We start from the raw sequence: 16997 nt of genomic DNA, 5'->3' as shown, positions 1-16997 counted from the left end.
CGAAGGTGCCGGGTCTGACTTCCCGCACAGGTGCGGGTACACAGTGGCGCGACCGTGCCGGGATCTCACCGGACTTCCGTCACACCTTCGTCATGTCCTCGGGACCGTACCGCCTGAGCGAGGTGCTCCGCTACAGCGCAAGGGGGGCGTGCCGGTGCATGCCAACAGCCGTGATGTGCTGGGGGACATGGGCGGCACGGAGCGCGAGGAGCTGGAGTGACGGTGCGAGTGATCTTGGTCTCACCGGATGTCGGCACGCCTTCGCGGGAGGCCGGGTTCGACGGTGACGCGGAGCCCGACGAGGCCTCGCTGCGGCGCGCCCGGCTCGTCGCGGGGGCGCTGCCGGCTGCGGAGCGACAGTGGTGCGGCCCCTCACGGATGTGCCGTGCGACGGCCGGTGCCCTCGGTTTGCGGGTGCGCACGGAACCGGCTCTCGGGGACTGGGACATGGGCCGCTGGCGCGGGCGGAGGCTGGACGAGGTCGGAGCGGCGGAGCCGGAAGCGGTGGCGCGGTGGATGGCGGTTCCCGCCGCGGCGCCGCACGGGGGCGAGTCGCTGCTCGATCTGTGCGACCGGGCGGGTGCCTGGCTGGAGGGTCTGACCGCGGAGAGCGGGCGGGTGGTGGCGGTGGCAGGTCCCGCGGTGGTGCGGGCTGTTGTCGTACGGGCGCTGGGGCTGCCGGCGGAGGCGTTCTGGCGTCTGGACGTCGTGCCGCTCACCGCTACGGAGCTCAGCGGGCGTTCGGGGCGCTGGAACCTCCGGTGCGGCAGTCCGCTGCGTGTCTGAAGGCGTTCGACGGGTCGAAAGTTACCTTGAGGTATGTAGTGACTTCGTATGCCGTCGGCAGTAGAACCTGTTCCCACTCCATCGAGAGTGAGGAACGTCACATGAGTGACAATGCCATGCGTGGTAAAGGTTCCAGAGGCGTCTCACGCCGAAGATTCTTAGCTGGAACGGGTTCTATTCTGGGGGCCGTTACCCTCTCGGCCCGCGTCACCCCTGCACTGGCCGACAGCGCGGCGGCAACCGCCCCGATCGATTCCGGAGCGCATGTCCCGGTGCTCGTGATCGGCACCGGATACGGCGGTTCGGTCGCCGCCCTGCGACTCGCCCAGGCAGGCGTCGACGTACAGATGGTCGAGATGGGCATGGCCTGGGACACCCCGGGTTCGGACGGCAAGATCTTCTGCAACACGACCACGCCGGACAACCGCTCGTACTGGCTGCGCACCAAGACCAAGCAGCCCCTGAGCAACTTCTTCGGCATCCCGATCGACAAGAGCATCCCGAAGTACACCGGAATCCTCGACGCCGAGGACTTCGCCGGCATCACGGTCTACCAGGGCCGAGGCGTCGGTGGCGGTTCGCTGGTCAACGGCGGCATGGCCGTGACCCCCAAGCGCGAGAACTTCGGCGCCATCCTCCCGTCGGTGAACGCCGACGAGATGTACAACACCTACTATCCGCGGGCGAACGCGGGGCTCGGGGTCGGCACCATCGACCCGGCCTGGTTCGACACCGTCGACTGCTACCAGTTCGCCCGGGTCGGCAGGAAGCACGCCCAGCGGTCCGGATTCCCCTTCGTCTTCGTGCCCGACGTATACGACTGGGACTACATGAAGCAGGAGGCGGCCGGAACCGCCCCCAAGTCGGCCGTTGCCGGAGAGATCCTCTACGGCAACAACTACGGAAAGAAGTCGCTGCAGAAGACCTACATCGCCAAGGCCAAGGCGACGGGCAAGGTGAACATCTCGCCGCTGCACAAGGTCACTTCGGTCGCCCCCGCGGCCGGCGGCGGGTACACCGTCGTCATCAAACAGATCAACACCTCGGGAGACACCACGGCCACCAAGACCGTGACCGCCGACAAGGTGTTCTTCGCGGCGGGCAGTGTGGGCACCAGCAAGCTGCTCGTGCAGCTCAAGGCGATCGGCGCACTGCCGAATCTGAACAGCGAGATCGGCAAGGGCTGGGGTGACAACGGCAACGTCATGTGCGGCCGCGCCAACCACCTGTGGGACCCCACCGGAAAGATCCAGGCGTCCATCCCCTGCGGGGGCATCGACAACTGGACCGCGGGCGGGGCGTTCGCCGAGGTCGCACCGCTGCCGACCGGGATCGAGACGTACGCCTCGTTCTATCTGTCCATCACCAACACCCCCCACCGCGCGTCGTTCACCTACAACGCCGGGACGGGAGGCGTCGACCTGGACTGGCAGACCGCCTGGAAACAGACGTCCATCGACATGGCCAAGACGATCTTCGACAAGATCAACGCCAAGGAGGGGACGATCTACCGGACGGACCTCTTCGGCGTCTACAAGATCTGGAACGACACGCTCACGTACCACCCCCTGGGCGGTGCGGTGCTGAACAAGGCGACCGACAACTACGGCCGCCTGCACGGCTACACGGGCCTGTATGTGATCGACGGCTCGCTGATCCCCGGCAACACCAGCGTCAATCCGTTCGTCACCATCACGGCACTCGCCGAGCGCAACATCGAGAAGATCATCGCGACCGACCTCTAGCGATGTTCTGAAGGAACAAGGCACGGCAGGAGGCGGGCGGACGTCCTCCTGCCGTGGCGTGGGTCCGGGTGTGAGTATGGGTGGATGAACACTGCGGAGGTTTTGGCGGACGCGTTCGGACGCGTCCAGGAGGTAGTGCACGCGGCGATCGAGGGTCTGTCGCCCGAGGAGCTGGAATTCCGCCCGGACGACGGCGCGAACTCCATTGCCTGGCTGGTGTGGCACCTCACCCGGGTCCAGGACGACCACGTCGCCGACGCGGCGGGACTCGACCAGGTGTGGACCGCCCAGGGCTTCGCCGAGCGGTTCCAGCTGCCGCTCGGTGAGGCGGATACGGGCTACGGACACACGGCGAAGGAGGTCGCGAAGGTGCGCGCCGTCTCCGCCGACCAGCTGGGCGCCTACTACGACGCCGTGCACGAGCAGACCCTGTCCTATGTGCGCGGCCTCGACGAGGGCGCGCTCGACCGGATCGTCGACGAGCGGTGGACGCCGCACGTCACCCTGGGAGTGCGCCTGATCAGCGTCATCTCCGACGATCTGCAGCACGCGGGCCAGGCGGCGTACGTCCGGGGCCTGCTGCAGCGCCGCTGACGCGCCGTCACTCACGTACACCAGAGGGCCGAGCCCCTTCCGGATTCTTGAAACACGTTCTACTGTGTGCGCCGCCGCAGGGACGCAAAGCGAGAAGCCTGGAGGGGCCGTGCACCTCGAATACACGCCTGAGCAGCAGCAGCTGCGGACCGAACTGCGTGCCTACTTCGCCGAGTTGGTGCCGGACAACGCCTATGCGCGCTACGGCGACCCCACCGCCCAGAAGCGGTTCTACCGCGAGACCGTGCGGCGCCTGGGTGCCGACGGCTGGCTCGGTGTCGGCTGGCCGAAGGAGTACGGCGGCCGGGGGCTCTCCCCGATGGAGCAGTTCATCTTCTTCGACGAGGCCGCCCAGGCAGGCGTACCGCTGCCGCTCATGGCCCTCAACACCGTCGGCCCCACGATCATGCAGTTCGGCACGGACGAGCAGAAGGCCTTCTTCCTCCCCGGGATCCTCAAGGGCGAGCTCGACTTCGCGATCGGCTACAGCGAGCCCGACGCGGGCACCGACCTGGCCGCGCTCAAGACGCGTGCGGTACGCGAGGGCGACGAGTACGTGGTGAACGGCCAGAAGATCTGGACCACGAACGGCGACACGGCCGACTGGGTCTGGCTCGCGGTACGCACCGACCCCGAGGCCCCCGCCCACAAGGGCATCACCATGCTCCTGGTCCCGACGTCGGACCCCGGCTACACCTGCACCCTCATCAACACCCTGGCCTCGCACGACACCACGGCCAGCTATTACGAGAACATCCGCGTCCCCGTCACCCGCCGCGTGGGCGAGGAGAACAAGGGCTGGCGCCTGATCACCAACCAGCTCAACCACGAGCGCGTCACCCTCGCCGCCCACGGCACCATGGCGATCCGGGCCCTCCACAACGTCCAGCGCTGGGCCGCCGACACCAAGCTCGCCGACGGCCGGCGCGTGATCGACCTGGGCTGGGTGCGCGGCCGCCTGGCGAAGACCCACACCAAGCTCGACGCGATGAAGCTCCTCAACTGGCAGATGGTGAACGCCGTCCAGGCCGGCACCCTCACCCCCCAGGACGCCTCGGCCGTCAAGGTCTACGGATCCGAGGCGCGCCGCGACGCCTACGCCTGGCTGATGGAGATCGTCGGCGCGGCGGGCGCGCTGAAGGAGGGTTCGGCGGGGGCCGTACTGCACGGAGAGCTGGAGCGCGGCTACCGCTCCGCCGTCATCTTCACCTTCGGCGGAGGCAACAACGAGATCCAGCGCGAGATCATCTCGTGGATCGGCCTGGGGATGCCGCGCGTACGGCGCTGACCGCACGCGGATCCCAGTTCGGACCCGGCACGGAGTCCAACAGGAGCTGTGTGTACGGGGTGCTGGGCCGGGAGAGAACCGTGTCCGTGGTGCCGGATTCGACGATGTGCCCCTGCCGCATGACGATCACGTCGTCGGTCACGCTGCGGACCACCCCCAGGTCGTGGGTGATGAACAGGTAGGTGATGCCGGTCTGTTCGCGTATCTGTGCCAGCAGATTGAGGATCTGTGCCTGGACGGAGACATCGAGCGCGGCGACCGCTTCGTCCAGGACGAGGATCCTGGGCTGTACGGCGAGGGCGCGGGCGATGGCGACCCGCTGGCGCTGGCCTCCGGAGAGGCTGCGCGGCCTGGCCTCGGCGGCGCGTGAGCCGAGTTGCACCTGGTCGAGGAGCTCGTCGATCCGCGGGGACCGCGGCGTGCCGGGGCAGTGCAGGCGCAGCGTCTCGTCGAGTGCTTCCCGGGCGCCCAGGCGGGGGTCCAGGCTCTGCAGCGGGTCCTGGAAGACGATCTGCACCTGCCGGGCCCGGGCCAGCCGGTGGGCTTTGCCGCGTCCTGTGGTGCGCGGCAGTCCGTCGATGGTGATCGTGCCGCTGGTGGGGGTGTCCAGGCCGGTGATGATCCGGGCGGTCGTGGTCTTTCCGGATCCGGATTCGCCGACGATGCCGAGCGACCCGCCGGCGGGCACGGAGAAGGTGACGTCGTCCACGGCGGTGAAGTCGCCGAAGCGTTTGCTGAGGCTCCGCACGTCGAGCAGCGGTCGGTCCGCGGTGTCGGAGCCGTCGGAGCTGTCGGAGGCGAGCTCGGTATCAGACATGGAGGTCCAATGTGGTGCTGTGGTGGCAGGCGACAGGGGCTTCGGGCGGGACCTGCCGGAGACAGACCTCGGTGCGGTGGGCGCAGCGTGGGGCAAAGGCGCACCCGGTGACAGGAGTGTCCGGATCGGGCGGGCCGCCGGGTATGGGCGTGAGCTGTCCGGCTTTGCGGTGCAGCCGGGGCGTGGCCTGCAGGAGGGCTGCTGTGTAGGGGTGCCGGGGCCGGGCGAACAACTGGTCCGGGGTCCCGGTTTCGACGATCGTCCCGGCGTACATCACGCAGATGCGGTCGCTGATGGCGGCGGCGAGGTCGAGGTCGTGGGTGATGAACAGCAGTCCGGTGTGGAAGCGCTCGCGCAGGTCGGCCAGGAGTCCGATGGTCTCGGCCTGTGTGGTGGAGTCCAGAGCGGTGGTGGGTTCGTCGGCCAGGAGGAGCTGGGGGTCGGGCATCAGGGCCGCGGCGATGGCGACGCGCTGGAGCATCCCTCCGGACAGCTCGTGAGGATGCTGTCGCAGAACCTTCTCCGGCAGGCTGACGGCTTCGCACAGTTCGCGGGCGCGGGCGAGCGGATCGCTCGTGTACGGCGGCTGGGCGTGGCGGGCGGCTTCGGTGAGGAAGTCGCCAATGCGGTGCAGGGGGTTGATCGATGCCTTGGGGTCCTGGAAGACCATGGAGGCCGTGTGCGAGCGCAGGGTCCGCAACTGGCCGGGGGACGCGGTCAGGACCGCTTGCCCGGCTACGTCGATGCTCCCGCTGGTCCGGGCCCCTGCTGGAGTCAGGCCCAGGGCGCTGCGGGCGGTGAGCGACTTGCCCGAGCCGGATTCACCGACGAGGGAGACGGTCTCACCGGCCCCGACCGTCAGGGTGACGCCTGCCAGGACGGGGCGCGCCTGATGGGGCAGTTGCATGGTCAGCCGGTCGATCCGCAGGACCGGGGCACTTTCCGGGGCGGGCATCTCAGGACCTCCGGGCGACGGTGTCGGCGACGCGTTCGGTGACGACGTTGAAGGTCACCACGGTCAGGACGATGGCCAGGCAGGGCACCGCGGCGGACAGGGGAGCGGATTGCAGGATGGCCGTCTGGCCTTCGTTGACCATGGTTCCCCAGTCGGGTTCGAGGGGCGGGGTGCCGAGTCCGAGGTAGGACAGGGCGGCGAGGTCGAGGAGGGCGTACCCGAAGTTGACGGCGGACTGGGCCAGGACCACGGCGATGATGTTGGGCAGCAGGTGGCGCAGGCACACCCACCAGCCGGAGAAGCCCTGGATGGTGTACGCGGCCAGGTAGGGCTTGTTCATCTCGCTCAGGGCGAGGGAGCGGGCCAGGCGGCTGACGTAGGGGATGTAGGCGAGGGACAGGGCCAGGACGGGGGCGAGCAGCCCGCGTCCGTACAGCGCGACCAGCAGCATGGCCAGGAGCAGTCCGGGGAACGCCAGCAGGAGTTCGCTGCTGCGGGAGAGCAGAGTGTCGACGATTCCGCCGCGCCAGGCGGCGGTCACTCCGATCAGCAGTCCGGCGGCGGTGGACAGGACGACCACGAACAGCGGCCCCAGCAGCGAGGTGCGCGCGCCGATCAGCAGGCGGGAGAGCGTGTCACGGCCGCTGATGTCCCCGCCCAGGAGCCGGTCGGGCGACGGGTCGGCCAGTGCGGTGGAGAAGTCGATGCTGTTGGGGTCGTGGGGGACGATCCACGGGGCGAGGAAGGCAGCGAGGATCACCGTCACCAGGAAGGCCGTGCACAGCGAGAACAGGGCGTTGTTACGGGTCGTCAGGCAGCGCAGCAGCCGGCGGTGCGGCAGCGCGGTCCTGAGCGCGGGGGACCGGGGGACGGCATCGGTGCTCATGCGGTGTTCCTCGCGCCGAGCGTCGTGCGGGGGTCGACCAGCGGGTACAGCAGGTCGATCACGGCGTTGACGCTGATGAACAGGGCGATGATGAGCAGGGAGATGCCCTGCACGACAGGGAAGTCCTTGATGGTGACGGACTTGGCGAGCAGCTCGCCCAGGCCGCCGAGGCCGAAGGCGTACTCGACCAGCACGGTGGAGACCACGAGGTTGGCGACGGCCAGTCCGCTCTGGGTGAGGATGACGCCGAGGGAACCGCGCAGCAAGTGACGTCGGACGATGACGCGTTCGGGTACGCCGCGTGCCCGGGCGACCGTGGTGTGGTCCATGCCGGCCTGTTCGATGATGCTGGCGCGGGTGACGCTGGAGATGACGCCGATGAAGGGCAGCGCGAGCGCGACGGCGGGCAGGGTGAGGTGCCACAGCGTGTCGAGGGGGCCGTCGCCGGATCCCAGCGCGGGAAACCAGCCCAGCTGGACGGAGAAGACGGACAGCAGGGCGATGGCCGCGACGAACGAGGGGGTGGCCACCGCGGTGGAGGTGGTCACGCTGACCGCGGTGTCCACCGGGCCTCGCCGTACCGCCGCGAGAGTCCCCAGGGCGACGCCCACGACGATCACCAACACCGTGGACAGGGTGAGCAGTTCGAGGGTGACGGGCAGTCGCGAGGCGATCAGCGAGGACACGTCGGAGCGGTACTGGACGGAGATGCCGAGGTCGCCGTGGAGGGTTCCGCCGAGCCAGTGCCCGTACTGGGCGAAGAACGGATCACCGAAGTGGTAGCGCTCGCGGATGGCGGCCAGCGCCTCGGGGCTCGCCGCACGGCCGCCGAGCAGGAACGTCTCGGGCCGGCCCGGGGCGATCTGCACCGAGGCGAAGATGAGGAACGAGGCGACGAGGAGCGTCGCGAGGAGTTCGGCCAGGCGCCGGGTCAAGAAGCGGATCATGGCCGCGTCCTTTGTGGTCGTGCCGCACCGATGTCGGCGGCCCAGGGGTAGTAGAGGTAGGAGATGGTGGTGGGGGCGCCGGTGATCCGCTTGTTGAGGAACACACTGTTGGGCAGCTCGGCGACGGGGATGACCGGGAGCTCGCGGTCGGCCAACTGCTCCAGCTGTACGGCGAGGTGGCGGCGCTTGGGCAGTGCGCCCTGTGCGGAGGCCTCGTCGGCGAGCTTGTCGTACGCGGGTGAGGAGAACGCGCCGTAGTTCTCGAACTCGTCGGTGTGCATGTTGGTGTAGAAGCCGAGCGGATCATTGAGGGAGAGGTAGTAGGTGTAGGGGAACAGGTCGATTCCCTTGCGGGCCTCGGCATCGCTGAAGAGCGCGGTGAACGCGTCGGGGGCGATGGTCTTGAGGTCGACCTCGAGCCCGATGCGGGTTCCGGCATCCTGTACGGCGGTGGCCAGCTGGGAGACGTCGGGCCCGATGGGGCTGGTGGCGATGGTGATCTTCTTGCCCTGTGCGTGGGCCTCCTTGATCAGGCGGCGTGCCTGGGGCAGGTCCCGTCGGGTGGACGGCCTGCCCCGCTCGCGTGCGGTGCGCTCGGCCTGCGGCAGGCCGTTCCAGGTTTCTCCGGTGACCAGGGAGGAGCTGGGGGTGGCCGAGTTGTGCATGGCGACGCGGGCGAATCCGTCGCGGTCCAGGGCCAGGGAGAGGGCCCGCCGTACGCGCACATCGCCGAGGGTGCCCTTGAGGTCGGTGAGGGCGAGATTGATCGTGGTCAGGCCCTCCCCGAAGTACACCTTGCCTTCGTCGCTGGCTCTGAGGCGCTCCAGGGATTCCGGTGGTGGGGAGTAGGTGCCGTCCACTTCTCCGGTGAGCAGGGCATTGGTGCGGGCGCCGGCATCGGGCAGGAAGGAGAAGGTGACGGCGGTGTTCCTGGCCGGCCGACCCCAGTAGTGGTCGAAGCGGGTGAGCTTGATGGAGCTGCCGCGCGACCAGGAGGTGAGCGTGTAGGGGCCGGTGCAGTTGAGGGTGCCGTCGGCGGTGCCGAAGCGGGTCTTCTCGGTGCGCATCGTGGCCGCGTCGGCGATGGTCCCCGCGCTGTTGGCCATCGCCTGGGGGAACAGGGCGTCGGGCGTGCCGAGTTTGACCGTGATCTGCAGCGGCCCGCTCTTGTCGATCGAGCGGACGTTCTTGAAGTCCTCGGCCCAGTAGGAGCCGATCTTCTCGTCCATGTGGCGGCGCAGGGAGTAGACGGCGTCGTCGGCGGTCATGGTGCCGCCGTGCTGGAAACGGACGCCGGGGCGCAGGTCGTAGATCCAGGTGAGCGGGTCGGGATGGCTGGCCTTGCGCGCCAGACCCGGTTCGGTGCGCAGCGAGGGGGTGAGCCGCATGAGGCTCTCGCAGACGTTGGACAGGATGGTGTTCTGGGGGTAGTCGAAGGCGTAGACGTAGTCCAGGACCGGGGGTTCGGCGTACAGGGCCCAGCGGATCGCACCGGTGTCCGCGCGGGAGGGCGGGGTGGAGGCGGACAGGGCGGGTGGTGAGCCGAAGTTCTGCGGGTGGCCGCAGCCGGTGAGCAGCAGCAGGGCCGCTGTCAGTACCGCGCCGGCGCGCGAAAGCCGCGCGTGCCGCAGGTACCGCAGGAGATGAGGCATAGGGGCTCCAGCGTGAAGGGGCAGAACCGGTTGGGCCGGGTGTGCCGTCGGAGACCGGGGCCTCGCGCACGTCGCGCTGCGGGAGGCCCCGGCTTCCGATGGGCTGGTGTCAGGTGCTGACGGGGCGGGTGAGGTCGCCGTAGAGCTCGGGGCGGCGGGTGGCGATCAGCCCGAACTCGAGCCAGTCGCGGCGCTGGTCGAGATCCAGGTCGGCGACGAGGACCGCGGGACGGTCCCGGGGCCCGCGGAGGACAACCCGGCCGTAGGGGTCGGAGATGAACGACGATCCGTAGAACGTCGAGAGGCCCTCCGTGCCGGTGCGGTTGGGCACGACCATGAACAGCGCATTGGCCAGGCCGTTGCTGCTGATGGCCTGCTCCCACATGGGCCGCGTGTCGAACTGGGGCATCTCGGGTTCGGAGCCGATCGCGGTGGGGTGCAGCAGGATGTCCGCGCCGCGCAGGGCGTAGGTGCGGGCCAGTTCGGGGAACCACTCGTCCCAGCAGGTGGGGAAGCCGAACTGGGCGCCGTCGATCTTCGTCACCGGAAAGTCGCTGTCACCCGGGCGGAAGCACAGATCCTCGCGATAGCCGGGGAAGGCGGGAATGTGATTCTTGCGGGTACGGGAGACCAACTGCCCGTCGGGCCCTGTGCACACAGCGGTGTTGTAGCCAAGACCGCCGTCGGAGGCCCGCTCGTAGAGCGAGGCGGAGACATGGATGCCCAGGTCGGCGGAGAGCTGCGCGATCAGCTGCACGGTGGGGCCGGACTCGACGTCCTCCTCCCACTGCCGGGCGCCGTCCGCCATGGGGTCGTCGGTGTTGCAGAAATACGGAGAACGGGTCAGCTCCGGCAGCGCGACCAGCCGCGCGCCCTGGGCGGCGGCCAGCCGCACACCGGCACGCAGAGCCTCGTCGTGCGCTGCGGCATCCGGACTCCACCGCATCTGGACCAGGCCGATGCGCAGCAGGCCGCGTTCGGCGTCCAGGGTGCGGCCGGGCGAACCGAGCGGCGAACCGAAGGAGGTGAGCAGGTCATGGTGCACGTAGGTCACTGCCTCTCGCTGGGGATCTGCTGGGTGATGCAGTGCACGCCGCCGCCACCGAAAGCCAGGGTGGGCGTCACGACGGGGACGACCTTGCGCTCGGGCATGGCCTTGGCCAGCACCTCGACGGCTTCCGCGTCCTGAGGCGCGCCGGCCACGGGCACCACACAACCTCCGTTGGGCAGATAGAAGTTGAGATAGCCGACCTCGACGCTGCGGCCGTGGGCATTGCCGTAGGCGGTCTGGGGGAGCACGACGATGTCGAGCTTGCGTCCCCTGGCGTCGCGGGTCGCCTCGAGCACGGCGAGGTTGGCGCGCATGCGGGCGTAGTCGGGGTGGTTCTCGTCGTCGGGCAGGCTCACCACGACACGGCCGGGCGCGATGTAGGCGGCGACACCGTCGACGTGTCCGTCGGTCTCGGTGTCCTCGAGACCGCCGTAGGGAAGCCAGATCACCTTCTCGATGCCCAGCATGCGCGCGAGTTCGGCCTCGATGCCGGCCCGGTCGAAGCGGGGGTTGCGGTTGGGGTGGAGCAGACACTGCTCGGTCGTGATGAGGGTGCCTTCGCCGTCGACGGTGATCGCTCCGCCTTCGAGCACCATCCCCGAGTGCAGAGGCTCGACCCCGAGCCGGTCCAGGACCAGAGCGGCGAGTCTGTCGTCATCGGCGTAGGGCCAGTGCTTGCTGCCCCAGGCGTTGAAGCGGAAGTCCGCACCGAGGCGGCGGCCGCTCTCGTCGTAGACGAAGATCGGGCCGCTGTCGCGGGTCCAGGAGTCGTCCAGCGGCAGTTCCACGACCTCGACGCTGTGGGCCGTGGGCTCCCCGGTGAAGTACGGGCGGACGTCGGCCGCCGTCCCGGGCGCCGTCACCATCAGCACCGGCTCGAACTCCGCCACCGCCCGGGCGACGGTCGCGTACTCCTGCTGCGCGGCGGCCAGCTGGTCGCCCCACAGCTCGCTGCGGTAGGGCCAGGCCATCAGGCAGCCCTCGTGCCGCGACCACTCCGCCGGCATGCGCACGGTTCGCGCTGTGTGTGCACCCATGGCGCACTCCTCTCACCGGCCACCGCATGTGGCCGAAATCCAGTAGGTTCGGTCCCAGAGTGAACCCTGACTGAATTTTCAGTCAAGAGGTGAGAGGTGATCGGATCTGCTGCGGGGTGAGCGAGAATGGGCGCGGGTAACCGTCAGGGAGGAAGGATTCGGGTGTCAGATCGCCAGCGCACGATTCTGGAGGCGGCCGTGCGGACCATTGCCCGCTCGGGCGTCCGCGGCCTGCGGGTGGAGGAGGTCGCCGCCGAGGCGGGGGTCTCCACTTCGCTGCTGTACTACCACTTCAAGGACCGCGCCGGCCTGGTGCGGCGCACCCTGGAGTTCGTCAACGACCGGGTGGGCGACGCGACCGACCCCGCCGCCGCCGCGGATCAGAGCCCCCGCGGGATACTCGAATACCAGCTCCTGATGGAGCTGCAGGACTCGCCTGCCGTACGTGAAGTCTCCACCGCCTGGGGCGAGATGCGCGCGGCGGCGGTCTTCGAGCCGGATCTGCAGCCCACCCTCGCGCACACGACGAAAGTGTGGGCGGAGGAGATCGCGGGCGTCATCAAGGCGTCCCAGCTGACCGGGCAGGCCCGGCGCGACGCCGACCCGCAAGCGGCGGCGGAGCGGCTCACCTCGCTGGTCGAAGGACTCAGCGAGCGCTGGCTCAGCGGTTCGCTGACCCGGGACCGTGCCGTCTTCCTGCTGCGCGGCGCCATCGACGTGGAACTCGGTCCGCAACCGGCTCCCTGACCTTTTCCGGCGTGGATGCGGGACCGGAATCAGGCTTGCTGTTACGCTTGACTGAAAATTCAGTCAGGAGGCGGATGATGTCCATGTCCAGGCGATGGTCCCTTCAAGCAGCCTTTGCCACGGTGCTCGGAGCCGCAGGTGTGGCTGCCTGCGGCAAGAGCGGCAGCGGGGGGCGCGCAGCCGCGGCCTCCCAGGCGCTGCTGCCGCAGGCGGGCGCGTGGCGGATGCCCGACGAGTCGCATCCCCATGAGCTGACCTTCATGGCCTGGCCCACCCGGCAGATCTGGGGGTCGGACATCGGCGGGGTCCGCGACGACATCGCGGGCATCGCCCGGGCCATCGCGACCTTCGAACCGGTGACACTCCTGGCCAACGCGCAGGACGTCAAAGACGCCCAGAGCGCGTGCGGCGAGGACGTCGACGTCATTCCCGTCCCGGTGAACGATCTGTGGATGCGCGACACCGGACCGAGCTTCGTGCTCGGCTCACAGGGGATCGCCGGCATCGATCTGAACTTCAACGGCTGGGGCGGAAAGCAGAAGCACGACCGGGACGGTCACGTCGCCGAGGAGATCCTGCACAGCGAGCGCATCACGCGGATCCAGGCGCCGATCACCGGGGAAGGCGGCGGGATCGAGGTCGACGGAGCGGGCACCTTGCTGGCGACCGAGAGCTGTTGGGTCAACAAGAACCGCAACCCCGGAAAGTCGCGCGCCGATATCGAGCGCGCCATGAAGGCCCTCTTCGGCGTCACCACCGTGATCTGGGTCGACGGTGTGAAGGGGCAGGACATCACGGACTATCACGTCGACGCGCTGGCCCGCTTCAGCGAGCCGGGCGTCGTGGTGATGAGCACCCCGCCCGAAGACGCCCCCGACGATGTGTGGACGAGGGCCTACGACCAGGCGCGCAGCGTCCTGGAAAAGGCCAAGGACGCCCGCGGCAAGAGTCTGGAGATCGTCGAGCTGCCGGAACCGACCGACCGTCGGGGGCACAGCGAGGACTTCCTGGCGAGTTACGTGAACTACTACGTGTGCAACGGCGGTGTCGTCGTCCCGCGCTTCGGCGACGCCCGGGCGGACCGCGACGCCGTCTCCATCCTGAAGGATCTGTATCCCGGCCGTGAGGTGACGCAGGTCTCCGTCGACAGCCTCGGCGAAGGCGGAGGAGGCATCCACTGCTCGACCCAGCAGCTGCCGAAGACGTCCTGAGCGCGGAACCGCGTTCCTGACGCGGGCTCGTCCCCCGCGGATCCGGTGCGTAGCCTGCGGTCAGGAGGTGTGGCATGCGCGATGCTGACCCGGGGCTCTTCGGCCCCGACTCGGTGACCTGGCAGGTGCACTCGGACCCGGTCATGTGGATCGGCGGGATCCGCGCCCTGTACCTCCAGGCGCTCCATCCGCGGGCCGTGCGCGGGGTGATGGAGAACTCCGACTTCAGACGGGACGCCTGGGGGCGGCTGATCCGTACCGCCGGATTCGTCGGGACCATCACGTACGGCACCACCGAGGCGGCCGAGAGGGCGGGTGCCCGGATCCGGAAGATCCACAGCATGCTCGGGGCGACCGATCCGCGGACCGGGGAGCGGTACGGCGTCGACGAACCGGAACTGCTGCTGTGGGTGCACTGCGCCGAGGTCGACTCCTACCTCACCGTGCTGCGCCGCTCCGGCTACCCGATCTCCCAGGCGCAGGCCGACCGCTATGTCGACGAACACCGCCAGGGCGCACGCCTCGTCGGTCTCGACCCGGACAAGGTCCCCTCCAGTACTGCCGAACTGGCGGCGTACTTCGAGAAGGTCCGCCCCGAACTCGCCGCCGGGGCGGACGCCCGCGCGGTCGACGACTTTCTGCGGCGTCCCCCGATCCACGCACTGCTCGTACCGGCGCGCGAGTTGATCTGGCGGCGCGTGGCAGCGCTCGCGTACGCGTCCCTGCCTCCTTACGCCCATGAGCTGTACGGCAGGACCGCACCGGCCCCAGGAGCCGTCAGCCGTCAACTCACTGTCACGGGGAACGTGCTGCGCTGCATCCCCGGGCGTGTGCGCTGGCGGCTCCCCCCAGGTCACATCTTGAAGGCAATGGCACGGCTGGGCTCCGACGCGCGGCCTGCCCCGTACAAACTCCCGGGTCGGGCCGTCATACTGGACGAGCCGGGGAGGGCGAAGCGACACAACGGGGGCGACAGCACGAGATGGCGGACACCAGGCTGATCCACGGCCGGTACCGGCTGCTCGATCTGATCGGGCGCGGGGGCATGGGCGAGGTGTGGCGGGCTCTCGACGAGTCGCTGGGCCGGCGCGTCGCGGTCAAATGCCTCAATCCGCTGGGTCCGCAGCAGGACCCCTCGTTCACCAGAGTGCTGCGCGAGCGCTTCAGGCGCGAGGCGCGGGTGGCGGCCTCGCTGCAGCACCGCGGGGTCACCGTCGTCCATGACTTCGGCGAGGACGACGGCGTCCTGTACATCGTCATGGAACTGCTCGACGGCAGTAACCTCAGCCAGCTCCTGGATGCGAACAAACAGCACCCGCTGCCCGTGTCCGACGTCATCGACATCGCCCAGCAGGCCGCCGCGGCCCTCGCCTACACACATGAACAGGGCATCGTCCACCGGGACTTGAAGCCCGCCAACATCATGCGCCTCGCCGACGGTACGGTGAAAATCTGCGACTTCGGCATCGCCCGCCTCGGCCACGACATCGGATTCACCTCCCGCCTCACCGGCACCGGCATCGCCATGGGCACCCCGCACTACATGTCGCCCGAGCAGATCAGCGGCGGCCATGTCGACCACCGGAGCGACCTCTACTCCTTCGGCTGTGTGCTGTACGAGATCTCTACCGGCGTCCCGCCCTTCGACCTCGACGACGCCTGGGCGGTCCTCATCGGCCACCGCGACACGATTCCCGAGCCGCCGCGCACCCATCGCGCCGACCTGCCCGAGTACTTCGACCGGGCCGTCCTCGACCTGCTCGCCAAGGCCCCGGAGGAGCGGCCCGAGGATGCCAGGGACCTGGCCCGAAGGCTGACCGCCGGGTTTCACGCCGGGAACACCCCCGGCCACACCGTCCCCGCCCGGCAACTGCCCGCACTTCCCGCTCTGCGCGCCCCGCAGCAGCGCCCCGACCAGCCGCCGTCGCGCGCACCCCATCTGCCGTCGTGGACACGCGGCATGACCACCGGCCACAAGGCGACCGGCACCTGGACGCTCACCCCCACCCCGCCCGACCACGCGGCGTCGCTCACCGGCGAGTGGACCACGCCCACCTCGCCGCGCGCCGGCATCCCCGAGCAGCCCCGCCCCGAGCACCCCACCCCCTCGCCCGAGCGGCTCGCCGTCCTCGCGGGCCAGCACAACGCCGGGCTCAGCCTCAGCCGGCTCGGCCGGTGGAACGAGGCCGGCGAGGTGCACCGCACGGTCGCCGCCGAGCGCGAACAGCTCCTGGGACCCGATCACCCGGACACCCTGGCCAGCCATTACGAGGTCGGGTTCACCCTCAGCCGCACCGGTATCGCCGTCGAGGCGCTGCGCGAGTTCTCCCGGGTCGCCGAGGGACGGACGCGTCTCCTCGGCGCCGACCATGCCGAAACCCTGGGCGCGCGCCAGGAGATGGCGTACGTCCTGGGCCAGCTCGGCCGTCACTTCGAGGCGCACCAGGTGTACGTCTCGGTGCTCGCCGCCCGCGAACGCACCGTCGGGCCCGACCATGCGGACACCCTGCGCTGCCGGCACAACCTCGCCTTCAACCTCAGCCGGCTAGGCCGCCTCGAGGACTCGTACCGGATGGCGCACGAGGTCGCGTCCGCGCGGGCCAGGGTGCTCGGTGCGACCCACCCCGACACGCTCGTCACCCGCTACGAAGTCGCTTACGCACTGGGGCAGTTGGGCCGCTGGACCGAGGCGCTGCAGACCTACCGCGAGGTCGCCGCCGCCCGCGAAAGGGCCCTGGGCCCCGACCACCCCGACACACTCGCCGCCCGCTACGAGGTCGGCATCAGCCTGGGCCGCCTCGGCCGCAGCGCGGAAGCCCTCGAGCTGTACCGCTCCCTGGTCGACGACCGCACCCGTGTACACGGCCCCAGCCACCCCGAGACCCTGCGCGCCCGCCACGGACTGGGCGTCAACCTCGGCCGCCTCGCCCGCTGGGAGGAGGCGCTCACCGAGGCGCGCGACGTCTGCGCGATCCGCGAGCGGATCCTCGGCGCCGACCACCCGGACACCCTCGTCAGCCGCCGCGAGGTCGCCGTGGGCCTCGGCTGGCTGGGCCGCTGGGCCGATGCGCTCGCCGTCTATCGCGCGGTGGCCGAATCCCGCGAGCGGGTCCTCGGCGCCGACCACCCCGACGCCCTGGCCAGCCGCAACGACGAGGCCCACTGCCTGGAACAGCTGGGCAGGGGCGCCGAGGCCGTGGAGCTCTACCGCCGCGTCGCTGCCCTGCGCCAGCAGCGCGGCTCCGGAGCCCACTGACCCACCGACTCTGGCCGCCGGTGAT

The 16997-nt window shown here is 69.6% G+C and carries 15 protein-coding genes; 8 read left to right on the top strand and 7 right to left on the bottom strand.

The features are described from left to right. Positions 1 to 216: 216 nt before the first annotated feature. The 4 genes from AB0H78_RS30525 (at position 217) to AB0H78_RS30510 (ending at position 4413) form a co-directional block, all read left to right on the top strand. Positions 217 to 786 (top strand): histidine phosphatase family protein, encoded by a 570-nt coding sequence (locus AB0H78_RS30525; RefSeq protein ID WP_363237895.1) that lies wholly within the window; start codon positions 217 to 219, stop codon positions 784 to 786. A gap of 101 nt (positions 787 to 887) precedes the next feature. Further along, positions 888 to 2531 (top strand): GMC oxidoreductase, encoded by a 1644-nt coding sequence (locus AB0H78_RS30520; protein ID WP_363237894.1) that lies wholly within the window; start codon positions 888 to 890, stop codon positions 2529 to 2531. Between the two features lie 84 nt (positions 2532 to 2615). Then, the gene (locus AB0H78_RS30515; RefSeq protein WP_363237893.1) at positions 2616 to 3125 is read left to right on the top strand and encodes a DUF664 domain-containing protein; all 510 of its coding nucleotides are present in this window, start codon (positions 2616 to 2618) and stop codon (positions 3123 to 3125) included. Positions 3126 to 3234: 109 nt separating this feature from the next. Beyond that, positions 3235 to 4413, top strand: a complete 1179-nt coding sequence (locus tag AB0H78_RS30510; RefSeq protein WP_363237892.1) for an acyl-CoA dehydrogenase family protein — start codon at positions 3235 to 3237, stop codon at positions 4411 to 4413. On the opposite strand, the gene AB0H78_RS30505 is transcribed toward AB0H78_RS30510, so the two are convergent. From AB0H78_RS30505 to AB0H78_RS30475, 7 genes are all read right to left on the bottom strand, one after another. Then, positions 4370 to 5230: an ATP-binding cassette domain-containing protein gene (locus AB0H78_RS30505; protein ID WP_363237891.1), complete on the bottom strand. Its 861-nt coding sequence runs from the start codon at positions 5228 to 5230 to the stop codon at positions 4370 to 4372. The two genes, AB0H78_RS30510 and AB0H78_RS30505, sit on opposite strands and share 44 nt — an antisense overlap. Next, a complete protein-coding gene (locus AB0H78_RS30500) occupies positions 5223 to 6185 on the bottom strand; it encodes an ABC transporter ATP-binding protein (RefSeq protein ID WP_363237890.1) in 963 nt (320 codons plus the stop codon). Before AB0H78_RS30500 ends, AB0H78_RS30505 begins: the two co-directional genes overlap by 8 nt. A gap of 1 nt (position 6186) precedes the next feature. After that, positions 6187 to 7071: an ABC transporter permease gene (locus AB0H78_RS30495; protein WP_363237889.1), complete on the bottom strand. Its 885-nt coding sequence runs from the start codon at positions 7069 to 7071 to the stop codon at positions 6187 to 6189. Further along, the gene (locus tag AB0H78_RS30490) at positions 7068 to 8018 is read right to left on the bottom strand and encodes an ABC transporter permease (protein WP_363237888.1); all 951 of its coding nucleotides are present in this window, start codon (positions 8016 to 8018) and stop codon (positions 7068 to 7070) included. The genes AB0H78_RS30495 and AB0H78_RS30490 overlap by 4 nt, the downstream gene beginning before the upstream one ends. Further along, positions 8015 to 9670: an ABC transporter substrate-binding protein gene (locus AB0H78_RS30485; protein ID WP_363237887.1), complete on the bottom strand. Its 1656-nt coding sequence runs from the start codon at positions 9668 to 9670 to the stop codon at positions 8015 to 8017. The genes AB0H78_RS30490 and AB0H78_RS30485 overlap by 4 nt, the downstream gene beginning before the upstream one ends. 109 nt (positions 9671 to 9779) lie before the next feature. Then, positions 9780 to 10724 (bottom strand): nitrilase-related carbon-nitrogen hydrolase, encoded by a 945-nt coding sequence (locus tag AB0H78_RS30480; protein ID WP_363237886.1) that lies wholly within the window; start codon positions 10722 to 10724, stop codon positions 9780 to 9782. Beyond that, positions 10721 to 11758: an agmatine deiminase family protein gene (locus AB0H78_RS30475; protein WP_363237885.1), complete on the bottom strand. Its 1038-nt coding sequence runs from the start codon at positions 11756 to 11758 to the stop codon at positions 10721 to 10723. The genes AB0H78_RS30480 and AB0H78_RS30475 overlap by 4 nt, the downstream gene beginning before the upstream one ends. 126 nt (positions 11759 to 11884) lie before the next feature. On the opposite strand from AB0H78_RS30475, the gene AB0H78_RS30470 reads away from it, so the two are divergent. The 4 genes from AB0H78_RS30470 to AB0H78_RS30455 all read left to right on the top strand — a co-directional run bounded on the left by AB0H78_RS30470 (position 11885) and on the right by AB0H78_RS30455 (position 16972). Continuing rightward, the gene (locus tag AB0H78_RS30470) at positions 11885 to 12505 is read left to right on the top strand and encodes a TetR/AcrR family transcriptional regulator (protein WP_363237884.1); all 621 of its coding nucleotides are present in this window, start codon (positions 11885 to 11887) and stop codon (positions 12503 to 12505) included. An 83-nt stretch (positions 12506 to 12588) separates the two neighbouring features. Next, positions 12589 to 13716 (top strand): agmatine deiminase family protein, encoded by a 1128-nt coding sequence (locus AB0H78_RS30465; RefSeq protein WP_363237883.1) that lies wholly within the window; start codon positions 12589 to 12591, stop codon positions 13714 to 13716. Between the two features lie 74 nt (positions 13717 to 13790). Further along, complete coding sequence (locus AB0H78_RS30460; protein ID WP_363237882.1) at positions 13791 to 14717, top strand: oxygenase MpaB family protein; 927 nt, start codon at positions 13791 to 13793, stop codon at positions 14715 to 14717. Further along, a complete protein-coding gene (locus tag AB0H78_RS30455; RefSeq protein WP_363237881.1) occupies positions 14699 to 16972 on the top strand; it encodes a serine/threonine-protein kinase in 2274 nt (757 codons plus the stop codon). Before AB0H78_RS30460 ends, AB0H78_RS30455 begins: the two co-directional genes overlap by 19 nt. Positions 16973 to 16997 lie beyond the last annotated feature (25 nt).

Source organism: Streptomyces sp. NPDC050738 (assembly GCF_040654175.1).
GTDB lineage: Bacteria > Actinomycetota > Actinomycetes > Streptomycetales > Streptomycetaceae > Streptomyces.
Note: the sequence above shows the minus strand (reverse complement) of the source record. Positions and strands in the feature narration are given on the sequence as shown.

What these genes read in the sequence shown, in the direction of transcription:
- AB0H78_RS30520 (WP_363237894.1), top strand. Translation starts at nt 888, where the DNA reads ATGAGTGACAATGCCATGCGTGGTAAAGGTTCCAGAGGCGTCTCACGC.
- AB0H78_RS30515 (WP_363237893.1), top strand. Translation starts at nt 2,616, where the DNA reads ATGAACACTGCGGAGGTTTTGGCGGACGCGTTCGGACGCGTCCAGGAG.
- AB0H78_RS30505 (WP_363237891.1), bottom strand. Translation starts at nt 5,230, where the DNA reads ATGTCTGATACCGAGCTCGCCTCCGACAGCTCCGACGGCTCCGACACC.
- AB0H78_RS30500 (WP_363237890.1), bottom strand. Translation starts at nt 6,185, where the DNA reads ATGCCCGCCCCGGAAAGTGCCCCGGTCCTGCGGATCGACCGGCTGACC.
- AB0H78_RS30495 (WP_363237889.1), bottom strand. Translation starts at nt 7,071, where the DNA reads ATGAGCACCGATGCCGTCCCCCGGTCCCCCGCGCTCAGGACCGCGCTG.
- AB0H78_RS30490 (WP_363237888.1), bottom strand. Translation starts at nt 8,018, where the DNA reads ATGATCCGCTTCTTGACCCGGCGCCTGGCCGAACTCCTCGCGACGCTC.
- AB0H78_RS30485 (WP_363237887.1), bottom strand. Translation starts at nt 9,670, where the DNA reads ATGCCTCATCTCCTGCGGTACCTGCGGCACGCGCGGCTTTCGCGCGCC.
- AB0H78_RS30475 (WP_363237885.1), bottom strand. Translation starts at nt 11,758, where the DNA reads ATGGGTGCACACACAGCGCGAACCGTGCGCATGCCGGCGGAGTGGTCG.
- AB0H78_RS30470 (WP_363237884.1), top strand. Translation starts at nt 11,885, where the DNA reads ATGGGCGCGGGTAACCGTCAGGGAGGAAGGATTCGGGTGTCAGATCGC.
- AB0H78_RS30465 (WP_363237883.1), top strand. Translation starts at nt 12,589, where the DNA reads ATGTCCAGGCGATGGTCCCTTCAAGCAGCCTTTGCCACGGTGCTCGGA.
- AB0H78_RS30460 (WP_363237882.1), top strand. Translation starts at nt 13,791, where the DNA reads ATGCGCGATGCTGACCCGGGGCTCTTCGGCCCCGACTCGGTGACCTGG.
- AB0H78_RS30455 (WP_363237881.1), top strand. Translation starts at nt 14,699, where the DNA reads ATGGCGGACACCAGGCTGATCCACGGCCGGTACCGGCTGCTCGATCTG.